The sequence below is a fragment of the Streptomyces sp. NPDC053541 genome (genome assembly GCF_044544705.1).
Taxonomy (GTDB): Bacteria; Actinomycetota; Actinomycetes; order Streptomycetales; family Streptomycetaceae; genus Streptomyces.
Window position 1 is genome coordinate 333,739 of record NZ_JBITXM010000005.1, and the last position, 20,074, is coordinate 353,812.

Sequence of the window (20,074 nt, forward strand, 5' to 3'; positions counted from 1 at the left end):
GGGATGGTGAGGGTGGGGTAGGTGGCGCCATTGGTGCGGGACGGCGCCGTGGTGCGGGCGTGATCATCGCGCACGGCACCGCCCCGCGTCGAGGGCTCGGGGGCCGGCCTTTCGCCGGGCTCAGGGGAGCAGGGGCGGTTCGGCGTCCCGGGCGAGCGCGTGGGCGAGTTCCGGCCACCAGGCACCGGCGGGCGGGTCGACCACTCCGTGGGCCGGGTCGGTGGGCCCTGCGGTGCCGCGGGTGCAGCTGCCGTCGGACTCGCCGATGGTCTTCACGTACAGATAGGCGTCGACCAGCGGCTGCCCGGTGTCGGCGGTCGGGCGCGGCCCCATGCCCCGGCCCGGCGGGTTGCACCAGGTCTCCGGATCGGGGTACGTGCCGGGCGCGGGCTTCCAGGGGCCCTTGCCGTTGCGGCTGGTGTCGACGACGAAGCGGGCGAGCTCGGTCGTGGCCGGGTGGCCGACGGTCTGGTCGTACCAGAGGTCGGTCCAGTGCCAGGTGGTCGGGTCCTCGGCGGAGACGGCGCCGGCCGGGGTGCCGTCGTTCGGCGCGGCGGAGGAGTAGTACTGGCTCGCGCACCAGTCGGCGTGGCCGCGGCCCCAGTCGGGGCCGCGGGTGGCGAACCAGACGCACTTCGACAGCCAGCCGCCGTAGCGGGTCTGGTGGTCGGTGGGCTGGAAGTTGGAGACGTTCAGGGCGAAGCCGTCGGTGCGGTCGACGCCGGCGTCGATCAGCCGCTGGGCCATCTCGCCGACGGCGCGCCACTGGCTGTTGCCGGCGTCGAGGTAGACGAGGGTGGCGGGGTGCCGTTTGAGGGTGGTGACGGCGAAGGCGAGATCGGCGAGGCGGGTCCGGGTCGGTTCGCCGCTGGGGTCGCCGGCGGTGCCGCCGGTGGCGGCGCAGTCCTTGGGGAGGGCTGCGAGCGCGTCGGGTTCGAGGAGGACGACGGCGGGGGTGTCGCCGATGCCGTCGGCGAGGCCGGTCACCCAGTCCCGGTACGCGGCGGAGGACGCGGCGCCGCCGCCGGAGTACAGGCCGCAGTCCCGGCCGGGCACGTTGTACGCCACGAGGACGGGCACCTCCCCGGCGGCGCGGGCGCGCGCGCCGAGCGCGGCGGCGTCCGCGCGCGCCTGCTCGGGCGTTCCGCCGGTGAACCAGGCCGCCTGCGGCAGCGCGGCCAGGCGGGTCATCCGGGCCGCGTCGTCGCTGTCCCCGGCCGCCGCGTCGGCGACGGCCTGCCGGGCGGCCCCGCTGTCGGGGTCCACGTAGAAACGGGTCGCGGGCGTGAGCGTCGGCGCCGCCGCCGGCTCCTCGGCGCGCGCGCCCGGCCCGGCCGCCGCCCACGCGGCGCAGACGGCCAGCGCCACCACGAGTCGGGCGGCGCGCCGCCGCCGTGCATTCTTACGGTCCGTCACCGCATGGCCGCCCTCGGGCTGTTCCCCCGTCGATCATGCCGGAGCGGGGGAAAGGAGGGGCGCCTTCAGCCCTGTCGACTGCTCTCGTCACGCAACCAGGTGTCGAAGTCCCGCGCCCGAATCGCCTTCCGCGCGCCCCTGCGCGCCGTGAGCGCCGCGGAGAGAAACACGAGCATCGCGGGCAGCAACCCCGGATCGGCGCGCAACAGCGCCCCCAGGTCCCCGAGACCGGTCCGGGCAGTGGGGACCGGGCTGGGCGCCCCGGACCGGGAGCCGAAGGCGGGGCCGGGCGCCACGCTGGCCTCCGACAAGCCCGCGCCGGAGGCCGCGCCGCGCTCCTGGCGCGCGTCGGGGCGTCCGCCACCTGCCGGGTGCTCCCCTGGCCCCCTGGCCCCGGGCGCCGCACCGGGCTCCGGCAAGCCCGCGCCGGACTCCTGGAACGCGTCGGGGCGCCCGCCGGGCTCCCGGCACCCCTCACCGGTACCGGACACCTGCCCAGGCACAGCAGCGAACTCCGCGCCGGACACCGAGCCAGACTCCCCGGGGCCGCCCCCTGGTGCCGGCCCGGAGTCCTGGCGCACCACGGGGCGCCCCTCACCTGGACCTAGTCCGGTGCCGGGCGCCGGCCCGGACTCCCTGGGGCCGGCCACGGGCGCCGCGCCGGGGTCCCCCGGCCCCGACCCGTGGGCCGCGCCCGGACCGTCCGCGCCGTCCCACACCACGCCCCGCTCCTCCAGTTGGGCCGTCGAGGTGGCCGCGCGGATGCGGCGGCGGATCAGGTCGGGCCAGGTGCGGGGTGGGTGGACGGTGACGCGGGCGGTCGGGACGACGGCGCGTTCCGTGGGGGTGAAGGCGAGGGACGCGGCCAGGTCGTCGGCCATCAGGGGCGGGAGCGCGGCGATGCGGGCGTGGCCCTCGGCGGTCATGGCGATCACGCCGCGTCCGAAGAGGCCCTCGCGGACGGCGGGCAGCCGCTGCCAGACCCGGTAGTAGGCCCGCACCCGCCAGGAGCAGCCGGTCATCGGCAGCTCGCGCTCGGGCGCGGCGGCGAGCACGGCTCCGGGGCCGGTGAGCGCGGCGGTCAGGGCGCGCACGTCGGCGGCACCGAGCTCCACGTCGGCGTCCACGTACACCCGGGGGAAGCCCCGGGCGTGCCGGTCGCCGAGGCGCAGCGCCTCGTGCTTGGAGGGGACGGGGGTCTCGACGACACGGACGGCGGGACCGCGGGCCGAGGCGACGGCGGCGGTGCCGTCCGTGCAGCCGTTGGCCACGACGAGCACGTCGAACTCCCGCTCGGCCGCACCCTCCAGGAGGCGGTCGAGCAGCCGGCCGAGGGTGCGTTCCTCGTTGTGCGCGGGGATCACGATGCTGGGCACGCGCACAGTATGACCAAGGAGTCCCACTCTTACAGTTCCTTCAACTATCGGTAGGAGTTTCACACAACTCCTGGATGGCCTGCCCCAGTTGGTCTAGATTGAGCGCTGCCGGATCCGCTCGGTCGAAACAGTCGTCCCGGGCGGATTCTGCGTCCTGTGCGGACCCTGCCGTGGCTGGGGAGACTTGCGACTCGGTCCGCACCGTTCAGTCAGGCGGAAGAGCCGCGCACCCTCGTCGACCGTCGCCGCCCTTCCCCTGCCCGCGAGTCGTGCGCTCGCCGGGCGCATCGGGGGGAAGTGCCGCGGGGGTTCAACGGGGTGCGCGCGAAGCGCCCTTGGGGGGAATGGATGACCGTCCTGCCGGTCACGCATGAGCGGCACCGTGTCGAATCCACACATGTCGACCTTCCCCTCCGCCCGTGGTGGCGGAGGAGACATCAGATGGCCCTGCTGGCCGCCGACTTCGCGTCGGCGGGCCTCTCGGCGGTGCTGGTGCTGCGTACGGGCGGCCACGGGGTGGCCGTGGCGGCGCTGCCGCCGGCCTGGACGCTGGTGCTGCACGCCCACGGCGGTTACGCCCGGGGCTCGTGGGGCTCCGGCACGGAGGCGTACCGCCGGGTGCTGCGCGCCGCGCTGGTGCTGCCGGCGCTCGCCGCCGTGCTCGGCTGGGTGCTGGGCCGGGACCCGGAGGTGCTGTACGGGACGGTGCTCGCCGCCCCGGTGGCCGCCGGGCTCTCGCTGGCCGGGCGGTACGCGCTGCGGCGCCGGCTGCGCGGACACTGGGCGCGCGGCCGGGGCCGTACCACCGCCGTCCTGGTCGGGCCGGCGGCCGCGGTGGCCGAGCTGCTGACGGCGCTGCTGCGCGACCGGGTGCCGGGCGCGCCCGCGGGCTCGGTGCTCCCGGGCATGGACATCGCGGGGGTGTGCCTGACGGATCCGGAGCACGCCGCCGCGGTGGACCGCTTCGGGGTGACGGTGCTCGGCGGGGTCGACGAAGTCCCCGGTGTCATACGGGCGTTCGGCGACTCGACGGCCGTCGTGGTGCTGCCCTCGGCCGAGATCGACGCGCCGCTGATGCGCCGGCTCGCGTGGAGCACGGCCGCCGTCGGGGGCGACTTCCTGGTCGCCCCGGCCTTCGGTGACGTGGCCGCCTCGCGCCTGGAGGTGCGGCCGGTCGGCGGGGTGCCGCTGATCCACGTGCGGGCGCCGAGGATGTCCCGGCTCTCGCGCTTCCCGAAGGAGCTCACGGACCGGCTCGTGGCGGCGGTGCTGCTCGTCCTGCTGTCGCCGCTGATGTGCGCCGTGGCGCTCGCGGTGCGGCTGGGCAGCAAGGGGCCGGCGCTGTTCCGGCAGGTCCGGGTGGGGCTGCACGGCAAGCAGTTCACCATGCTGAAGTTCCGCACGATGCGGCCGGACGCGGAGGCCCGCCGGGCGGAGCTGGCGCACGCCAACCACAACAGCGACGGGCTGCTGTTCAAGGTCCGCGACGATCCGCGGGTGACCCGCATCGGGGCCACCCTGCGCCGCTACTCGCTCGACGAACTGCCGCAGCTGTTCAACGTGCTGAGCGGCCGGATGTCGCTGATCGGCCCGCGTCCGCCGCTGCCCGAGGAGGTGGCGGGCTACACCCACGAGGTGCGCCGCCGGCTGCTCGTGAAGCCGGGGCTCACCGGCCTCTGGCAGGTCAGCGGGCGCTCCGACCTCCCGTGGGAGGAGGCCGTCCGGCTCGACCTCGCCTACGTGGACAACTGGTCGCTCGGCCTGGACGCCGAGATCCTGCTGCGCACCGGTCCGGCCGTGGTCCGCGGCACCGGCGCGTACTGACGAAGACCCGCCCACCCCGATCCGCCCACCCTGTATGGAGGGGAACACGTTGAACGAAGCCGACCGACCCGACGAGCGGCTGGGAGTCGCCGTCATAGGCGCCGGCTACTGGGGTCCCAATCTGGTGCGCAACTTCCAGGCCAGCGACCGCTTCCGGCTGCGCTGGCTGTGCGACCTCGACCGCGCCCGGGCCGAGCGGGTCCTCGGCGGGTACTCGACGGTGCGGGCCACCGACGACTACGCGGCGGTGCTCGCGGACCCCGAGGTCGCCGCGGTCGCCGTCGCCACCCCGGCCGGCACCCATCTGGAGGTGGCGCTGGCCGCGCTGCGCGCCGGGAAGCACGTGCTGGTCGAGAAGCCGCTGGCCACCACCTACGCCGACGGGGCGCGGCTGGTCGCGGAGGCCGAGGAGCGCGGTCTGGCCCTGATGTGCGACCACACCTACTGCTACACCCCGGCCGTGGCGAAGATCCGCGAGCTGGTGCACGAGGGCGCGCTCGGGGACATCCACTACGTGGACTCGGTGCGGATCAACCTGGGTCTGGTGCAGAAGGACATCGACGTGCTGTGGGACCTGGCCCCGCACGACCTGTCGATCCTGGACTTCATCCTGCCCGAGCACGTGGAGCCGGTGGCGGTCGCCGCGCACGGCGCGGACCCGATCGGCGCGGGCCGGGACTGCATCACGTACCTCACGCTCCAGCTGAACACCGGGGCCATCGCCCATGTGCACGTGAACTGGCTGTCCCCCACCAAGGTGCGCACCACCATGGTCGGCGGGGCCAAGCGCACCCTGATCTGGGACGACCTGAACCCGGCGCAGCGGGTGGCGGTCTTCGACCGGGGCGTGGACCTGGCGACCCCGCAGGACCTGGGTGCCGACGAGCGCCGGGAGGCGCTGATCTCGTACCGCAGCGGCGACATGGTCGCGCCGGCGCTCGGCGAGAAGGAGGCGCTGCGGAGCATGGTCGACGAGTTCGCGGCGGCGATCACCGGGGGCCGGCCGCCGCTGACCGACGGGCGGGCCGGCCTGAGGGTCCTGGACATCCTGGAGGCGGCCTCGCGGAGCCTGGAGTTCCGCGGCGCGGTCGTGGGGCTGCGGACCGGTGGCGACCGGTCCGCGAAGAACGCGAACGACACGGCGGGAGAACGGCGTTGAGCGACTTCGAGGGCAAGCGGATCCTGGTCACCGGCGGTGCCGGCACGATCGGCTCGCACGTGACGGACCTGCTCGTCGAGGGGGGTGCGCGCGAGGTCGTCGTGCTCGACAACTTCGTGCGCGGCCGGCGGGCCAACCTCGCCAAGGCGCTGGCGAGCGGCCGGGTCCGGCTCGTCGAGGGGGACATCCGGGACGCGGCGACGGTGCGCCGGGTGACCGAGGGTGCCGATCTCGTCTACCACCTGGCGGCGATCCGGATCACCCAGTGCGCGGAGGAGCCGCGGCTGGCCAACGAGGTGATGGTCGACGGCACGTTCAACGTCCTGGAGGCGGCGGCCGCGGCGGGGGTGGGCAAGGTGATCGCCTCGTCCTCGGCCTCGGTCTACGGACTGGCCGAGTCCTTCCCGACCACCGAGCGCCACCACCCGTACAACAACGACACCTTCTACGGGGCGGCGAAGGCCTTCAACGAGGGCATGCTGCGCAGCTTCCACGCGATGTACGGCCTGGACTACGTGGTGCTGCGCTACTTCAACGTGTACGGGCCCCGGATGGACATCCACGGCCTCTACACCGAGGTGCTGATCCGCTGGATGGAGCGCATCGAGGCGGGCGAGCCGCCGCTGATCCTCGGCGACGGCACCCAGACGATGGACTTCGTGGACGTGCGGGACATCGCGCGCGCCAACATCCTGGCCGCGCGGCCGGGGTTGACCGACGCGGTGTTCAACGTGGCCTCGGCGACGGAGACCTCGCTGCGGGAGCTGGCCGACGAGCTGCTCGCCGTGATGGGTTCGGACCTGGAGCCGGTGCACGGCCCGGCGCGCGCGGTCAACGGGGTGACCCGCAGGCTCGCGGACACCACGCTCGCCGAGGAGCGGCTCGGCTTCAAGGCGGAGATCGACCTGCGGACCGGTCTGAAGGACCTGGTCGACTGGTGGCGGGCCGAGAAGGGCGCGACCGCCACCGACGCCGACCGGGCGGCCGCGCAGCCGGCCCGGATCCCCGTGATGGTGCCGTGGCTGGGCGACGAGGAGGCCGACGCGGCCGCCGCGGCGGTCCGCTCCGGCTGGGTCGCGCAGGGGCCGCGGGTCGCCGCGTTCGAGCGGGCCTTCGCCGAGCGGGTCGGCGCCGCGCACGGCGTGGCGGTCAGCTCCTGCACCACGGCCCTGCACCTGGCGCTCGTCGCCCTCGGTCTCGGCCCGGGCGACGAGGTGATCGTGCCGTCGCTGTCCTTCATCGCCACCGCCAACGCGGTGCGGTACGTGGGCGCCGAGCCGGTCTTCGCCGATGTCGAGCTCGCCACCGGCAACCTGACGGCGGCGACCGTGGACGCGGTCCGCACCGCGCGCACCAAGGCGGTCCTCGTGGTCCACCAGGCGGGCGTGCCGGCCGACGTCGAGGCGCTCCGGGCGGCCTGCGAGGGCTGGGGCCTGCCGCTGGTGGAGGACGCGGCCTGCGCGATCGGCTCGACGGCGGGCGGCGGGTCCGTCGGCCGCGGCGCGCTGCTGGCGGCCTGGTCCTTCCACCCGCGCAAGCTGCTCACCACCGGCGAGGGCGGCATGGTCACCACCGACGACCCCGAGTGGGCGGCGCGGCTGCGCCGGCTGCGCGAGCACGGCATGAACGTGTCGGCGGCCGACCGGCACGCGAGCGGCACCCCGGTCCTGGAGAGCTATCTGGAGACCGGCTTCAACTACCGGATGACCGACATCCAGGCCGCGGTGGGCCTGGCCCAGCTGGAGAAGCTGGACGCGATGGTCGCCCGGCGCCGCGAACTGGCCGCCCGCTACACGGCGTTGCTCGCCGACGTGCCGGGGCTCGACCCGGTGCGGGACCCGGCACACGGCACGGGCAACTTCCAGTCGTACTGGGTGCTGCTCGACACCGGCTTCCCGGTCGGCCGGGACGAACTCCTCGCCCGGCTCGCGGCGTCGGGGATCTCGGCGCGGCGCGGCATCATGGCGAGCCACCTCGAACCGGCCTATGCCGGCCACCCGGCCGGGCCCTTGCCGGTGACCGAGCGGATCAGCCGGGACTCGCTGATCCTGCCGCTGTTCCACACCATGACCGAGGAGCAGCAGGACCGCGTGGTCGCGGCGCTGCGGGAAGCGGCGGCGGGTCGGTGACCGAGCTGGTGATCATCGGGGCGGGCGGCTTCGCGCGGGAGACCGCGCAGGCCGCCCGCGCCGCCGGCCTGCCGCTCGCGGGCCACCTGGACGACGACCCGGCGCTGCACGGCCGGGAGGTCGACGGGGTGCCGGTGCTCGGCGGCACCGCGCTCGCGCACGGCCTGGCGGACGCCTCGTTCGTGGTGTGCACGGGCAGCCCCCGCGACTACGCCTCGCGGGCCCGGATCGTCGACCGCCTCGGCCTGCCCGAGGAGCGCTACACCACGGTCGTGCACCCGACCGCCGCCGTGTCGGCGAGCTCGGTGCTCGGCCCGGGCACGGTGCTGCTCGCGCACACCGTGCTCACGGCGGCCGTGACGGTGGGCCGGCACGTGGCGGTGATGCCGCAGTGCGTGCTCACCCACGACGACGTGCTCGGCGACTTCGCCACCCTCGCCTCGGGCGTACGGCTCGGGGGCGCGGCCCGGATCGCCACCGGCGCCTATCTGGGGGCGGGCGCCCTGCTGCGCGAGGGCACCGGGGTCGGCGCCTGGTCGCTGGTCGGCATGGGCTCCGTGGTCCTGGCCGACGTGCCGCCCGGCGAGGTGTGGGCCGGTGCGCCCGCCCGCCGGCTGCGCCCGGCGCCGCCGCCGGCGCTGGACCGTCTCGCGGCGCGGGACGCCGTCGCCGCCCCCGCCCCACCCGTACCGGCTCGAGGAGCGAACCGCTGATGAACCACATTCCCCTGGTCGACCTGAAGGCGGCGCACGCGGAGGTCGAGGCCGAGATACGCGCCGGTTTCGACCGGGTCCTGGCCGGCACCGCGTTCATCGGCGGCGAGGAGGTCGCCGCGTTCGAGCGCGAGTACGCCGCCTTCGGCGGGGTCGGGCACGTGGTCGGCGTCGCCAACGGCACCGACGCGCTGGAGCTGGCGCTGCGGGCGAGCGGGGTCGGCGCGGGCGACGAGGTCGTGCTGCCGGCCAACACCTTCATCGCCACCGCCGGGGCCGTCGCCCGGATCGGCGCCCGGCCGGTCCTGGTGGACTGCGCCCCGGACACCCTGCTCGTCGACCCGGACGCCGTGCTCGGCGCGGTCGGCGCGGCCACCCGGGCCGTGGTGCCGGTGCACCTGTACGGGCAGTGCGCGGACGTCACCGCGCTCGCCGCGGCCCTGCCGGAGCGGGTGCGGATCGTGGAGGACGCGGCGCAGAGCCAGGGCGCGAGCCGGTCCGGGCGCACCCCGGGCGCCGGCGGGATCGCCGCGACCAGCTTCTACCCGGGCAAGAACCTGGGCGCCTACGGCGACGCGGGCGCGGTGCTCACCGACGACCCGGAGGCCGCGGCCCTGGTGCGGGCGATCGCCAACCACGGCGGGGTGGCGAAGTACCGGCACGACGTGCCGGGCTTCAACAGCCGTCTCGACGGGCTCCAGGCCGTGGTGCTGCGGGCCAAGCTGCGGCGGCTCGCTGCGGGGAACGAGGCCCGGCGGGCGGCCGCGGCGCGCTACGACGAGCTGCTCGCCCCGCTCGCCGGGGCCGGCCGGGTGGTGCTGCCGGTGACCGCCCCGGGCAACAGCCACGTCTGGCACCTGTACGTGCTGCGGGTGCCGGGCGCCGACCGGGACGCGGTGGTGGGCAAGCTCAACGCGGGCGGCATCGGGGCGGGCGTGCACTACCCGCAGCCGGTGCACCTGACGCCCGCCTACCGCCACCTCGGGCACGACCGCGGGGACTTCCCGCACGCGGAACGGGCCGCCGACGAGATCCTCTCGCTGCCCCTCTTCCCGCAGATCACCCACGACCAGCAGCGCAGGGTCGTGGACGCGCTGGTGAATGCCCTGGACTGACAGGGCGTGTCCGCCGCTGGCGGGCCGGTCCGCTCCGCACCGCATCCCCGAGGACCGGCCCCAGGGGCCCGCTCCCCCACCCCGGCCGTCACGGCCGGGACCTGCACTGCCCGTGAAAGGTACAGCGATGCAGAATCCGATCCGCCGGGCCAGGGGCGCCGTGTTCGCCCTGGCCGCGGCCCTGACGGCGATATTCCTGCCGGCGAGCGGACAGGCGAGCGCCCTCGCCGATCCGTGCGGCACGGGCAGCAACCCGATCGTCTGCGAGAACTCCAAGCCCGGCACGCCGATGTCCGACTGGTTCGCCGGCAGCTCCTGGGGGGACATCGCCGGCTTCCCCACCAAGATGAGCCTGCAGGCCGGTGAGACGCTGCAGTTCAAGGTGCAGTCGCCGAGCCCGTTCCACGTGAAGATCTACCGGCTCGGCTGGTACGGCGGCGACGGCGCCCGGCTGATGTCGACCCCGGCGCAGGCCGCGCAGACCTATCCCGCGACGTACACCAACACCCGTCCGGGCTGCGCGAAGGACGCGGCGACCGGTCTGATGGACTGCGGCAACTGGACGGCCAACGCGAGCTGGACGGTGCCGGCGGACGCGGTCTCCGGTCTGTACGTGGCCAACTTCGACCAGGCGGACGGCAACGGCCTCATGCCGTACCCCTTCGTGGTGCGCAACGACGCCAGCCGCTCCGAGATCCTGGTGCAGACCTCCGACCAGACCTGGCAGGCGTACAACGACTGGGGCGGCACCAACCTCTACGACGGGCAGGGCCCGGCGCCCGACGGGCGTGCGTACAAGGTCAGTTACAACCGTCCGATGGACATCGGCGGCGAGAACGGCATCTACGGCTCCGAGTACGAGATGGTCGCCTGGCTGGAGCGCAACGGCTACGACCTGAGCTACGTCTCGGGCCTGGACACCGCCACCCGCGGCGCCCAGCTGCTCGCCGGGCACAAGATGTTCATGTCGCAGGGCCACGACGAGTACTGGACGCAGGAGCAGTTCACCAACGTCCTCAACGCGCGCAAGGCGGGCCAGCACCAGACCTTCTTCGCGGGCAACGAGATCTTCTGGAAGACCCGTCTCGAACCCAGCATCGACGGCAGCAACACCGCCAACCGCACGCTGGTCTGCTACAAGGAGACCAAGCTCAAGTTCCCGGTGCCGAACGGCGTTCCGGACCCGAGCAACGTGTGGACCGGCACCTGGATGGACCCGGACAGCACCAAGGAGGGCGAGCCGTACCGGCCGCAGAACATCCTCACCGGCTCGCTGTTCCAGGTGAACGGCCCGCGGAACGACGCCATCACGGTGCCCGCCGCGTACGGCAGGATGCGCCTGTGGCGGAACACCTCGGTCGCCGGGCTCACCGGCGGACAGGTGGCCACCTTCCCGGCCGGCACCCTCGGCTACGAGTGGAACAGCGACGTGGAGAACGCCAGCCGCCCGGCCGGTGAGATCCGGATGTCCTCCACCACCGTCGACATCAACGACGGCAACTACCTGATGGACTGGGGCAACACCTACGGCAACGGCACCGCCACGCACAGCCTGGTCGCCTTCCGCGACCAGACCTCCCACGCCCTGGTGTTCGGCACCGGCACCGTGCAGTGGTCCTGGGGTCTGACCAACGTGCCGACGGCCGACCCGGCCGGCGGCGTGGTCACCGAGGACAAGCGGATGCAGCAGGCCACCGTGAACATCCTGGCCGACATGGGCATCCAGCCGAAGAGCCTGCAGTCCGGACTGGTCCCCGCCACCGCCTCCACCGACGCGACCGGCCCGGCGGTCACCGTCACCAGCCCCGCGCCGAACGCCGCCGTCCCGGCGCTGCGCCAGATCACCGTCACCGGCACCGCGGCCGACCCGGGCGGCGGCGTGGTGGCCCGCGTCGAGGTCTCCACGGACGGCGGCACCACCTGGAAGGCAGCCGAGGGCACCACCTCCTGGAGCTACAAGTGGACCCCGATCACCCAGGGTCCCGTGCAGCTGAAGGTGCGCGCGGTCGACGACAGCGTCAACATCGGCGCGGTCACCTCCGTCCCTCTGACCGTGGCCGAGCAGCAGTGCCCGTGCACGGTGTGGCCGTCCTCGGCCGCACCGGACAAGGTCAACGGCGGCGACGGCTCCTCCGTGGAGCTCGGCGTGAAGGTGCGCAGCTCGGTGCCGGGCACCATCACCGGCGTCCGCTTCTACAAGAGCGCCGCCAACACCGGCACCCACAAGGGCAGTCTGTGGTCGGCGACCGGGCAGCTGCTCGCGAGCGGCACCTTCACGGGCGAGACGGCCTCGGGCTGGCAGGAGCTGAAGTTCGCCAGCCCCGTGCCGGTGAAGGCCAACACCACCTATGTCGCCTCGTACTTCGCGCCGAACGGCGGATACTCCTACGACGCGCACTACTTCACCGACAAGGGCGCCGGCCTGGCCCCGCTGACGGCGCTGCAGTCCGGCACGGACGGCGGCAACGGCGTCTACCGGTACGGCTCCGCCAGCGCGTTCCCGAACCAGGAGTCGGCGGGCAGCAACTACTGGGTGGACGCGATCCTGGAGACCGGCTCGGCCTCCACCGCGCCGCCGACCGTCACCGCCCGCACCCCGGCACCCGGCGCGACCGGGGTGGCCATCACCAGCCCGGTGTCGGCGACCTTCAACCAGAGCATCGACGCGAGCACCCTGGTGTTCACGGTGAAGGGACCCGGCGGCAGCGTCGTCCCGGGCCGGGCCGTCCTGGACGGCGACGGGAAGACCGCGGCATTCACCCTGGGCAGCCAGCTCGCGCTCGGCACCGCCTACACCGCCTCGGTGCAGGCCGCCGACCTGTGGGGCAACGCCATGCCCGACCCGGTGACCTGGACCTTCACCACCAGCGCCACGCCGCCGCCGGCGAACTGCCCGTGCACCCTGTGGGGCCCCGACGCCGTGCCCGCGAAGGCCGCGGAGACCGGTGACGGGAACTCGCTGGAGCTGGGCACCCGCTTCCGCTCGGCGCTGAACGGCAAGGTCACCGGCGTCACCTTCTACAAGGGCGCCACCAACACCGGCACCCACACCGGCAGCCTGTGGACGGACGACGGCACCCTGCTCGCCACCGGCACCTTCACCGGCGAGACGGCCTCCGGCTGGCAGAAGCTCACCTTCGCCACCCCGGTGGACATCACCGCGGACACCACCTACGTGGTGTCGTACCACGCGCCGAACGGCAACTACGCCGCCGACCCGCAGTACTTCGCGGGCGCCCGGCTCATCTACCCGCTGTCCGGCCTCGCGGACGGCAGCGGCAGCCCCAACGGCCTCTACCGCTACGGCGCCACGACCGCCTTCCCGAACAGCTCCTACAACTCCACCAACTACTGGGTCTCCCCGGTCTTCACGACCGGCTGACCCACCGACCTGACCGACCACCCACGCCTACGACCGAACGAAACCGGGGAACGCACCACATGAGCTCAGTCAGCGTCGTCATCCCCTGCTACAAGTACGGCCACTTCCTGGCCGACTGCGTACGCAGCGTGCTCGACGAACAGCCCGGCCTCGACGTGCGGGTGCTGATCATCGACGACGCGTCCCCCGACGACTCGGCGGAGGCGGCCAGGAAGCTGGCCGCCTCCGACCCGAGGATCGAGGTGCGGGTGCACGAGCGGAACAAGGGGCACATCGCCACCTACAACGAGGGCCTGCTCGAATGGGCGGACGGCGACTACGTCGTGCTGCTGTCGGCCGACGACCGGCTGGTCCCCGGGGCGCTGGTGCGGGCCGTGGCCCTGCTCGACGCGCACCCGGAGGCCGGCTTCTGCTACGGCCGGCCCCTCCGCTTCCAGAACGGTGGGCCGCTCCCGGCCGCCCGCACCCGCTCCACCGGCTCCGTCGTCTACCCCGGCCACTGGTGGCTGGAGCGGCGCTTCCGCGAGGGCACCGGCTGCATCACCTCGCCGGAGGTGGTGGTCCGCACCAGCCTCCAGCGCGAGGTCGGCGGCTACGACCCCGCGCTGCCGCACGCCGGCGACATCGAGATGTGGATGCGGCTCGCCGCGCACGCCGACGTGGGCTACGTCCGCGGCGCCGACCAGGCCTACTACCGGGTGCACGGCAACAACATGTCCACCACCGACTTCGGCGGGCAGCTCGACGACATCCGGCAGCGCCGGGCCGCCTTCACCGCCGTCCTCGACAAGTGCGCCGACCGGCTGCCGCAGGCGGGCCGGCTCGCCTCCCTGGTCGACACCCGGCTGGCCCGCCAGGCGCTGCGCCGGGCCTACCGGGCCTACGACCGGGGCCGCACCGACGTGGTGCCGGTCGAGGAGCTGGTGGCCTTCGCCCGCGCGTGCCGGCCGGACGTCGAGAGCCTGCCCGAGTGGCGGGCGCTGCGGCTGCGCCGCCGGATCGGCGCCCGGGCCATGCCCTGGCTCCAGCCGCTGATCCTGTCCGCCGTGGTCGAGCGCGGCCGCGAGTGGCTGTGGTGGCGCTCCTGGAACCGCCGCGGCATCTGACCGCCCGTCACCCCCCGTTCCGTACACCGAGAGAGGCATCACCGTGAACTACCGGGTCCAGCCCACCGCGCAGGTCGACGAGAAGGCCGTCGTCGGCGCCGGCAGCAGCGTGTGGGAGCTCGCCCAGATCCGCGAGGACGCCCGCCTGGGCGAGAACTGCGTGATCGGCCGGGGCGCCTACGTCGGCCCCGGGGTGACCCTCGGCGACAACTGCAAGCTGCAGAACTACGCGCTGGTGTACGAGCCCGCCGTGCTCGGCGACGGCGTGTTCGTCGGCCCGTCGGCGGTGCTCACCAACGACCACAACCCGCGTGCCGTGGACCCCGACGGGAGGCTGAAGCGGGGCGGCGACTGGGAGCCGGTCGCGGTGGTGATCGGCGACGGCGCGGCCGTCGGCGCCCGCTCGGTGTGCGTGGCGCCGGTGACCATCGGGCGCTGGGCCCTGGTCGCCGCCGGTTCCGTGGTCACCTCCGACGTGCCCGACTTCGCCCTGGTCATGGGCGTCCCCGCCCGGCAGGCCGGCTGGGTCGGCCGGGCGGGCGTGCGGCTGACCGAGCGCCCGGACGCGCCGGGCCTGTGGGAGTGCCCGGAGACCGGCGCGCTGTACGAGGAGCGGGACGGGCGGCTCACGGAGCACGGTGCCGGGCGCTGAGCGGCGTCCGCGGCGCGGGCCCGGCCTTCCGGCGGGCCCGGCGCCCACCGGCGTACTGCTCGGTCCACAGCGCACAGACCACGCCGGTGAGGACGCCGAGCGCGCCCACGCCGGCGAAGGCGCGGGTGCGGTTGGGGGGCAGGGCGACGGTGCCGGGGCGGTTGACCAGGTCGACGGTGAGCCGGGCCGCGGCCGGCACCTTCTGCTCGGCCTGGAGTTGCTCCAGGTGCCGGGCGTAGACGTCGATGACCCGCTGCACCACGCGGTCGGCCTCCTCGGGCGCGGACTGCTCGGACTCGATCTGCAGGGTGGGGATCGAGTAGTACGGGGTGGCGCTGGTGCCGCTGTTGCGCGGGGTGAGGCGGTAACTGCCGTGCGCTCCGGCGGACTTCAGCTCGGCGCGGCCCGCGGGAGACTGCAGCCGCTGCACGACCGCGTACGACACCATCGCCAGCGAGGGCTGGAGGTTGGTCAGCTGGTTGGGCTGGTTGTCGGTGCGCGGCGGCTTCACCACGAGCACCGCGGAGCTCTGGTAGCGCGGCGGGGGCCGCAGCGACGGGTAGCAGGCGGCGCCCGTGACGAGCGCGGCGAGCAGCAGGACGTACCAGCGGCGCAGCAGCACGCGGACGAGTCCCTCGGGAGTCAGCACGTCGTGGTCCGTCTCGTCGGTCGGCGGTTCCGTCAGCACCGATACTGGCAGCACCGAGGGGAACCGGGGGAGGGTTCGTGAGCATCGCCGAGATCTTCCGCGTGCTGGGCCGGCGTTGGTACGTGATGGTGCCGATGACGCTGCTCGGTCTGCTCGCGGGCGGCTACCTCTACACGACGGTCCCGGTGACCTACGAGTCGCAGAGCCAGCTCGCGCTGCTCAACTCCAGCCGGGTGGCCCGTCCGGCGCCGAGCTACGGCAACACCCTGGCGTACGCGAGCGGTTCGCTGATCGGCACGGCCGACGTGCTGATCCGGGCGCTGCAGTCGGCGGAGACGGTGCAGGAGCTGCGCGGGCACGGGATCACCGACGAGTACGGGGTGGACTTCGCCGCCCAGGCGGAGGGACCGCTGCTGACGCTGACCGTCAAGGGCGAGGACCGGGAGCGGGTGCTCGCCGAGACCCGGCGGCTCACCGACTACGCGGCGGAGCAGCTCAAGGAGCTCCAGGAGCAGGCCCGGGTGCCGGACGGCTACTACGTGCAGTCGGCGCGGATCGTGCCGCCGCAGAAGCCGGTGTCGCAGCCCAAGTCCCGCTACCAGAAGGTGGCCGCGGTCCTGGTGGTCTGTGTCGCGGGCGGCTTCGTGCTGGCCTTCGTGGTGGACACCTGGGCGGCGGCCCGGCGGCGGGCACGGGGCCTGGGCGGCTTCCACGACGTGCCGCCGGTGCCGCGGCCCGGCGCGGGGCGGCTGCGGGTGCTGCTGACCCGTCCGCTGGACGCGACGGCGGTGCTCACCGGCTATCTGGCGCTCGCGCTGTTCCTGCCGTCCAATCTGGCGCTGCCGGCGCTCGGCGGCGCGGGCACGCCGGCGAACGTGTTCGCGCTGCTCGGCCTGTTCTGGTACCTGGCGACCTGGTGCGCGGGGCGGATCGCGCCGGCGCCGGGGACCCGGCCGATGCGCCTGGTGATGCTGGTGCTCGGCGTCACCGTGCTGCTCTCGTACATCGGGAACCAGGACCGGATCAGCACCCAGAAGGAGATCCTGGCGGCCGACCGGGGCCTGATCGTGCTGCTGGTGTGGGTGTCGCTGGTGGTCCTGACGACGGCCGGCATCCAGGACCGGGAGCGGCTCGACACGCTGTTGCGCCGGCTGGTGGTGATGGGCTCGGTGGTGGCGGCGCTGGGCCTGTACGACTTCTTCACCGGCACCAACATCGCCGACTCGCTGCGCGTCCCGGGGCTCAACTCCAGCACGGCGAGCGTCAGCGTGATGGACCGCGGCTCCTTCACCCGGCCGCGCTCGCTCACCGCGCACCCGCTGGAGTTCAGCGGGATGCTGGCGATCCTGCTGCCGTTCGCGATCTGGCACGCCTTCGACCCGGCGCGGCTGCACCTGGGCCGGTTCAAGCGCTGGGCGCCGGTGGTGCTGCTGGGCGGCGGGCTGCCGCTCACGGTGTCGCGCACCTCGATCATCGGGATCGCGGTGGTGGTGCTGATCATGCTGCCGCGCTGGAAGCCGCAGCGCCGCTGGACCGCGATCGGCATCCTGTTCGGGGCGGTCGCGGTGTTCAAGGTGCTGGTGCCCGGGCTGATCGGGACGATCACCGGGCTGTTCTCGGGCAGCCTCAACAACGCCGACAGCAGCACCCAGGCGCGCACCATCAAGTACCCGAAGATCTACGAGTACTTCGTGCAGGACCCGGTCCTCGGCCGGGGCTTCGGCACCTTCACCCCGGAGCGCTACTTCTTCACCGACAACCAGTACCTGCTGACCGTGGCGGAGCTGGGCGCGCTGGGCGTGGGCTGCCTGCTGCTCCTGGGGCTCGCCGGGGTACACAACGGCGGTGCGGTCCGGCGGCTGGCGCGCGCGGATTCGGACCGCGAGCTGGGGCAGGCCTTCTTCGCCTCGGCGGCGGTGGCCCTGGTGATCGGCGCGACCTTCGACACCCTGAGCTTCCCGATGTTCGCGGGCGTGTTCTTCCTGCTGCTCGGCGCCGGCGGGAGCTGCGCCGCCTTCGTGCGGCGCGCGGCGCGGGACGAGCCCGCTCCCCCGGCCGCGCCGGAGCCGGGCGGACCGCCCGCGCCCGCCGCCCGTACCCCCGAACCGACCCGTCTCGTGGAGATCTGATGTCCCGTCACCCCGACGGCACGACCGGCCCCGTGGCCGTCCTCGTCGTCACCTGGAACAGCGCCGGCGTGCTGCCCGGCTTCCTCGACTCCCTGGCGGCCGGGATGAAGGGCCTGGACTGGCGGCTCGTGGTCGCCGACAACGCCTCCTCCGACGACACGGTCGCCGTGGTCCGCGCCCTGGCCCCGGACGCCACCGTCGTGGAGACCGGCCGGAACGGCGGCTACGCCTTCGGCGTCAACGCGGCCCTGCGCGCGGCGGACGGCTGGGACGAGCCCTACCGGGCGGTGCTGATCTGCAACCCGGACATCCGGATGGCGGAGGGCTGCGCGGGCACGCTCGTGGCGGCCCTGGGCAGCGCCCTTCCGGACGGCTCCCGGGTCGGGATCTCGGTGCCGCTGCTCTACGAGGAGGACGGCGCGCTCATCCACTCGCTGCGCCGCGAGTCCCGGCTGGGCCGGGCGCTGGGCGAGGCCGTCCTCGGCAACCGGCGGGCCGGACGCTTCCCGCCGCTGAGCGAGCTGGTCACCGCCCCGGCCGCCTACCGGGCCCGGACCACGGCCGACTGGGCCACCGGCGCCCTGATGGCGCTGTCCCGGGAGTGCGTGACGGCCTGCGGCCCCTGGGACGAGTCCTTCTTCCTCTACTCCGAGGAGACCGAGTACTGCCTGCGCGCCCGGGACCTCGGGCTCGCGACCCGCCTCGAACCGGACGCCCGGGCCACCCATCTGGGCGGCGAGTCGCAGGTCTCGCCGCGCCTGTGGTCGCTGCTCTGCGTCAACCGGGTGCGGCTCTACCGGCGCCGGCACGGCACCGCGGCCACGGTGGCCTTCAGGGGCGCGGTGCTGCTGCGCGAGCTGTCCCGGGCGGCGCTCGGCCGGGCGCCGGCGCGGGCCGCCGTGGGCGCGCTGCTGGGCGCGCCTCAGGCCTTCGCGCCGCCGGTCCCCGCGCCCGCCGCTCCCCCGTCGGTCCAGGAGGTGTAGTAGCTGCCCGGGTTCACCAGATAGCGCACGGTGGGCCGGGGCAGGTGCGCGACCCGGTGCCCCCGGGCGTAGCGCCGGATCAGCTCCCAGTCCTCGCGGGGCAGCACCTCGGGGGTGCGGCGGAGCCGGCTGAAGCGGAGTGCCGGGGTGCGGCGGGCGACGAAGGCGTTGGTGTCGAGGAAGGCCCGGTGGGCGGCCGCGCGCCGGTCGAACGGCACGGAGAGCACGTCCATGTCGGTGCCGTCGGGCCGGACCCGGCGCAGGGCCGTGTAGACGCCGTCGGGGCCGCCCGGCGCCTCCAGGGCGGCGAGGGCCTCCTGGAGGTGCTCGGGCTCCCACAGGTTGTCGTCGTCGAGGAAGGCGACGTACGCGGAGGAGGTCAGCCGGATCCCCACGTTGCGCACCACGCCGGCCACGCCCGTGTTGCGGCCCAGGGAGACGGCGAACAGCCGCGGGTCCTCGGGGAGTTCGGGCAGCCCTGCGCCGTCGTCGACGACGATGACGACCTGGTCGCGCACGGTCTGGTCGAGCGCGGACCGGACCGCCCGGCGCAGTTCCTCGGGGCGCCGGTGGGTGGCGATGACGGTGGCGACCCGGGCCGCCGGGCGCCGCCCGAGCTCGCGGGCGAGCCGGGCGGTCTCGGCGTCCTCGGTCCGCCGGAGCCGGCGGGCGGTGGGCGCGAGCAGCACCTTGTTGCGCAGCTCGTACAGGACGAGCCACCCGAAGCGCCGCTTGAGCAGCTCCCAGGGGGCCCGCAGGAGCCGGCGCATCAGGCCCGGGTGCGGACGGCCGTGAGGGACTTGGTGAGGCCCGCGACCCGCTCGCTGAGGATCACGGAGCGGGGGAAGAGGTAGCGCATCTCGGCGCGGGTGAGCAGCTCGATGTTGATGACGGCGTCCATGGCCTCCTCCGGGTTGCCGGGGCGGCTGTGGGTGAGCGGCCAGTGCCGGACCAGCTTGGCCTGGGCGGCGAGCGGCAGGAACTGGAAGCCGGGGGCGAGAAAGTGCGGCTCGACCGGAAAGTAGCGGTAGGGGGTCTGCACCCAGTGCAGCGGGGCGAGCTTCTCGATGGCGGTCACGAAGCGGCGGCGCTGGCTGGGGCCGCCGACGTGCTCGATGGTCGAGTTGGAGACCACGAGGTCGAAGCTGCCGAGCCGGTCCGGGATCTCCGGGGCGGTCACGTCGGCGATCTCGGCGCTGATCCAGTCCGGCAGTTCGGCCGGGTGCGCCTCCAGGTTGACCAGGTGCACGTGCTTCGGGCGCAGCGGGGAGCGCAGCCAGTTGTCGGCCGTGCCACCGAGGTCGATCACCCGCATGTCCGCGATGCCGGGGAAGCAGGACCGGAAGCGCTCCCAGCGGGCCGCGCGGAAGCGTTCGCCGAGCGAGTCGGGCGCGTCGACGAATCGGTTGCGGAGGGCACGCAGGCCGGGCATCGCATCAAC

At 74.2% G+C, this 20,074-nt stretch carries 15 protein-coding genes; 10 read left to right on the forward strand and 5 right to left on the reverse strand.

The annotated features are described in order from the left end of the window. Positions 1 to 120 precede the first annotated feature (120 nt). Both ACIGW2_RS15285 and ACIGW2_RS15290 read right to left on the reverse strand, forming a co-directional pair. On the reverse strand, positions 121 to 1,416 hold the full coding sequence (locus tag ACIGW2_RS15285; RefSeq protein WP_399843914.1) for a glycoside hydrolase family 6 protein: 1,296 nt from the start codon (positions 1,414 to 1,416) through the stop codon (positions 121 to 123). Positions 1,417 to 1,481: 65 nt separating this feature from the next. After that, the gene (locus ACIGW2_RS15290) at positions 1,482 to 2,792 is read right to left on the reverse strand and encodes a glycosyltransferase (protein WP_399843916.1); all 1,311 of its coding nucleotides are present in this window, start codon (positions 2,790 to 2,792) and stop codon (positions 1,482 to 1,484) included. A gap of 441 nt (positions 2,793 to 3,233) precedes the next feature. On the opposite strand from ACIGW2_RS15290, the gene ACIGW2_RS15295 reads away from it, so the two are divergent. The 8 genes from ACIGW2_RS15295 to ACIGW2_RS15330 all read left to right on the forward strand — a co-directional run bounded on the left by ACIGW2_RS15295 (position 3,234) and on the right by ACIGW2_RS15330 (position 14,872). Next, on the forward strand, positions 3,234 to 4,616 hold the full coding sequence (locus ACIGW2_RS15295; protein ID WP_399843918.1) for a sugar transferase: 1,383 nt from the start codon (positions 3,234 to 3,236) through the stop codon (positions 4,614 to 4,616). 49 nt (positions 4,617 to 4,665) lie between these two features. After that, the gene (locus ACIGW2_RS15300; protein WP_399843919.1) at positions 4,666 to 5,775 is read left to right on the forward strand and encodes a Gfo/Idh/MocA family protein; all 1,110 of its coding nucleotides are present in this window, start codon (positions 4,666 to 4,668) and stop codon (positions 5,773 to 5,775) included. Beyond that, entirely contained in the window at positions 5,772 to 7,904 is a 2,133-nt protein-coding gene (locus ACIGW2_RS15305) for an aminotransferase class I/II-fold pyridoxal phosphate-dependent enzyme (protein WP_399843921.1), read from the forward strand. Before ACIGW2_RS15300 ends, ACIGW2_RS15305 begins: the two co-directional genes overlap by 4 nt. Continuing rightward, positions 7,901 to 8,617 (forward strand): acetyltransferase, encoded by a 717-nt coding sequence (locus ACIGW2_RS15310; protein ID WP_391654877.1) that lies wholly within the window; start codon positions 7,901 to 7,903, stop codon positions 8,615 to 8,617. The genes ACIGW2_RS15305 and ACIGW2_RS15310 overlap by 4 nt, the downstream gene beginning before the upstream one ends. Further along, a complete protein-coding gene (locus ACIGW2_RS15315) occupies positions 8,617 to 9,732 on the forward strand; it encodes a DegT/DnrJ/EryC1/StrS family aminotransferase (RefSeq protein ID WP_391654876.1) in 1,116 nt (371 codons plus the stop codon). Before ACIGW2_RS15310 ends, ACIGW2_RS15315 begins: the two co-directional genes overlap by 1 nt. 127 nt (positions 9,733 to 9,859) lie before the next feature. Then, positions 9,860 to 13,114 carry a DUF4082 domain-containing protein gene (locus ACIGW2_RS15320; protein ID WP_399843924.1) on the forward strand — a complete coding sequence of 1,085 codons (3,255 nt, stop codon included), beginning with the start codon at positions 9,860 to 9,862 and terminating at the stop codon, positions 13,112 to 13,114. A gap of 59 nt (positions 13,115 to 13,173) precedes the next feature. Beyond that, a complete protein-coding gene (locus ACIGW2_RS15325) occupies positions 13,174 to 14,220 on the forward strand; it encodes a glycosyltransferase family 2 protein (RefSeq protein WP_399843926.1) in 1,047 nt (348 codons plus the stop codon). A gap of 43 nt (positions 14,221 to 14,263) precedes the next feature. Beyond that, positions 14,264 to 14,872 carry an acyltransferase gene (locus tag ACIGW2_RS15330; protein ID WP_361588432.1) on the forward strand — a complete coding sequence of 203 codons (609 nt, stop codon included), beginning with the start codon at positions 14,264 to 14,266 and terminating at the stop codon, positions 14,870 to 14,872. Here ACIGW2_RS15330 and ACIGW2_RS15335 read toward each other — a convergent pair. Next, positions 14,847 to 15,575, reverse strand: coding sequence for a Wzz/FepE/Etk N-terminal domain-containing protein (locus ACIGW2_RS15335; protein WP_391654873.1), 729 nt, complete (start codon positions 15,573 to 15,575; stop codon positions 14,847 to 14,849). The two genes, ACIGW2_RS15330 and ACIGW2_RS15335, sit on opposite strands and share 26 nt — an antisense overlap. A 23-nt stretch (positions 15,576 to 15,598) precedes the next feature. On the opposite strand from ACIGW2_RS15335, the gene ACIGW2_RS15340 reads away from it, so the two are divergent. Then, a complete protein-coding gene (locus ACIGW2_RS15340) occupies positions 15,599 to 17,650 on the forward strand; it encodes an O-antigen ligase family protein (protein WP_399843928.1) in 2,052 nt (683 codons plus the stop codon). Continuing rightward, a complete protein-coding gene (locus ACIGW2_RS15345) occupies positions 17,650 to 18,633 on the forward strand; it encodes a glycosyltransferase family 2 protein (RefSeq protein ID WP_391654871.1) in 984 nt (327 codons plus the stop codon). The genes ACIGW2_RS15340 and ACIGW2_RS15345 overlap by 1 nt, the downstream gene beginning before the upstream one ends. Here the strand turns inward: ACIGW2_RS15345 and ACIGW2_RS15350 are convergent. Together ACIGW2_RS15350 and ACIGW2_RS15355 are read right to left on the reverse strand one after the other, a co-directional pair. Next, positions 18,573 to 19,403, reverse strand: a complete 831-nt coding sequence (locus ACIGW2_RS15350) for a glycosyltransferase family 2 protein (protein WP_391654870.1) — start codon at positions 19,401 to 19,403, stop codon at positions 18,573 to 18,575. The two genes, ACIGW2_RS15345 and ACIGW2_RS15350, sit on opposite strands and share 61 nt — an antisense overlap. Then, on the reverse strand, positions 19,403 to 20,065 hold the full coding sequence (locus ACIGW2_RS15355; RefSeq protein WP_391654869.1) for a class I SAM-dependent methyltransferase: 663 nt from the start codon (positions 20,063 to 20,065) through the stop codon (positions 19,403 to 19,405). Before ACIGW2_RS15355 ends, ACIGW2_RS15350 begins: the two co-directional genes overlap by 1 nt. Positions 20,066 to 20,074: the final 9 nt, after the last annotated feature.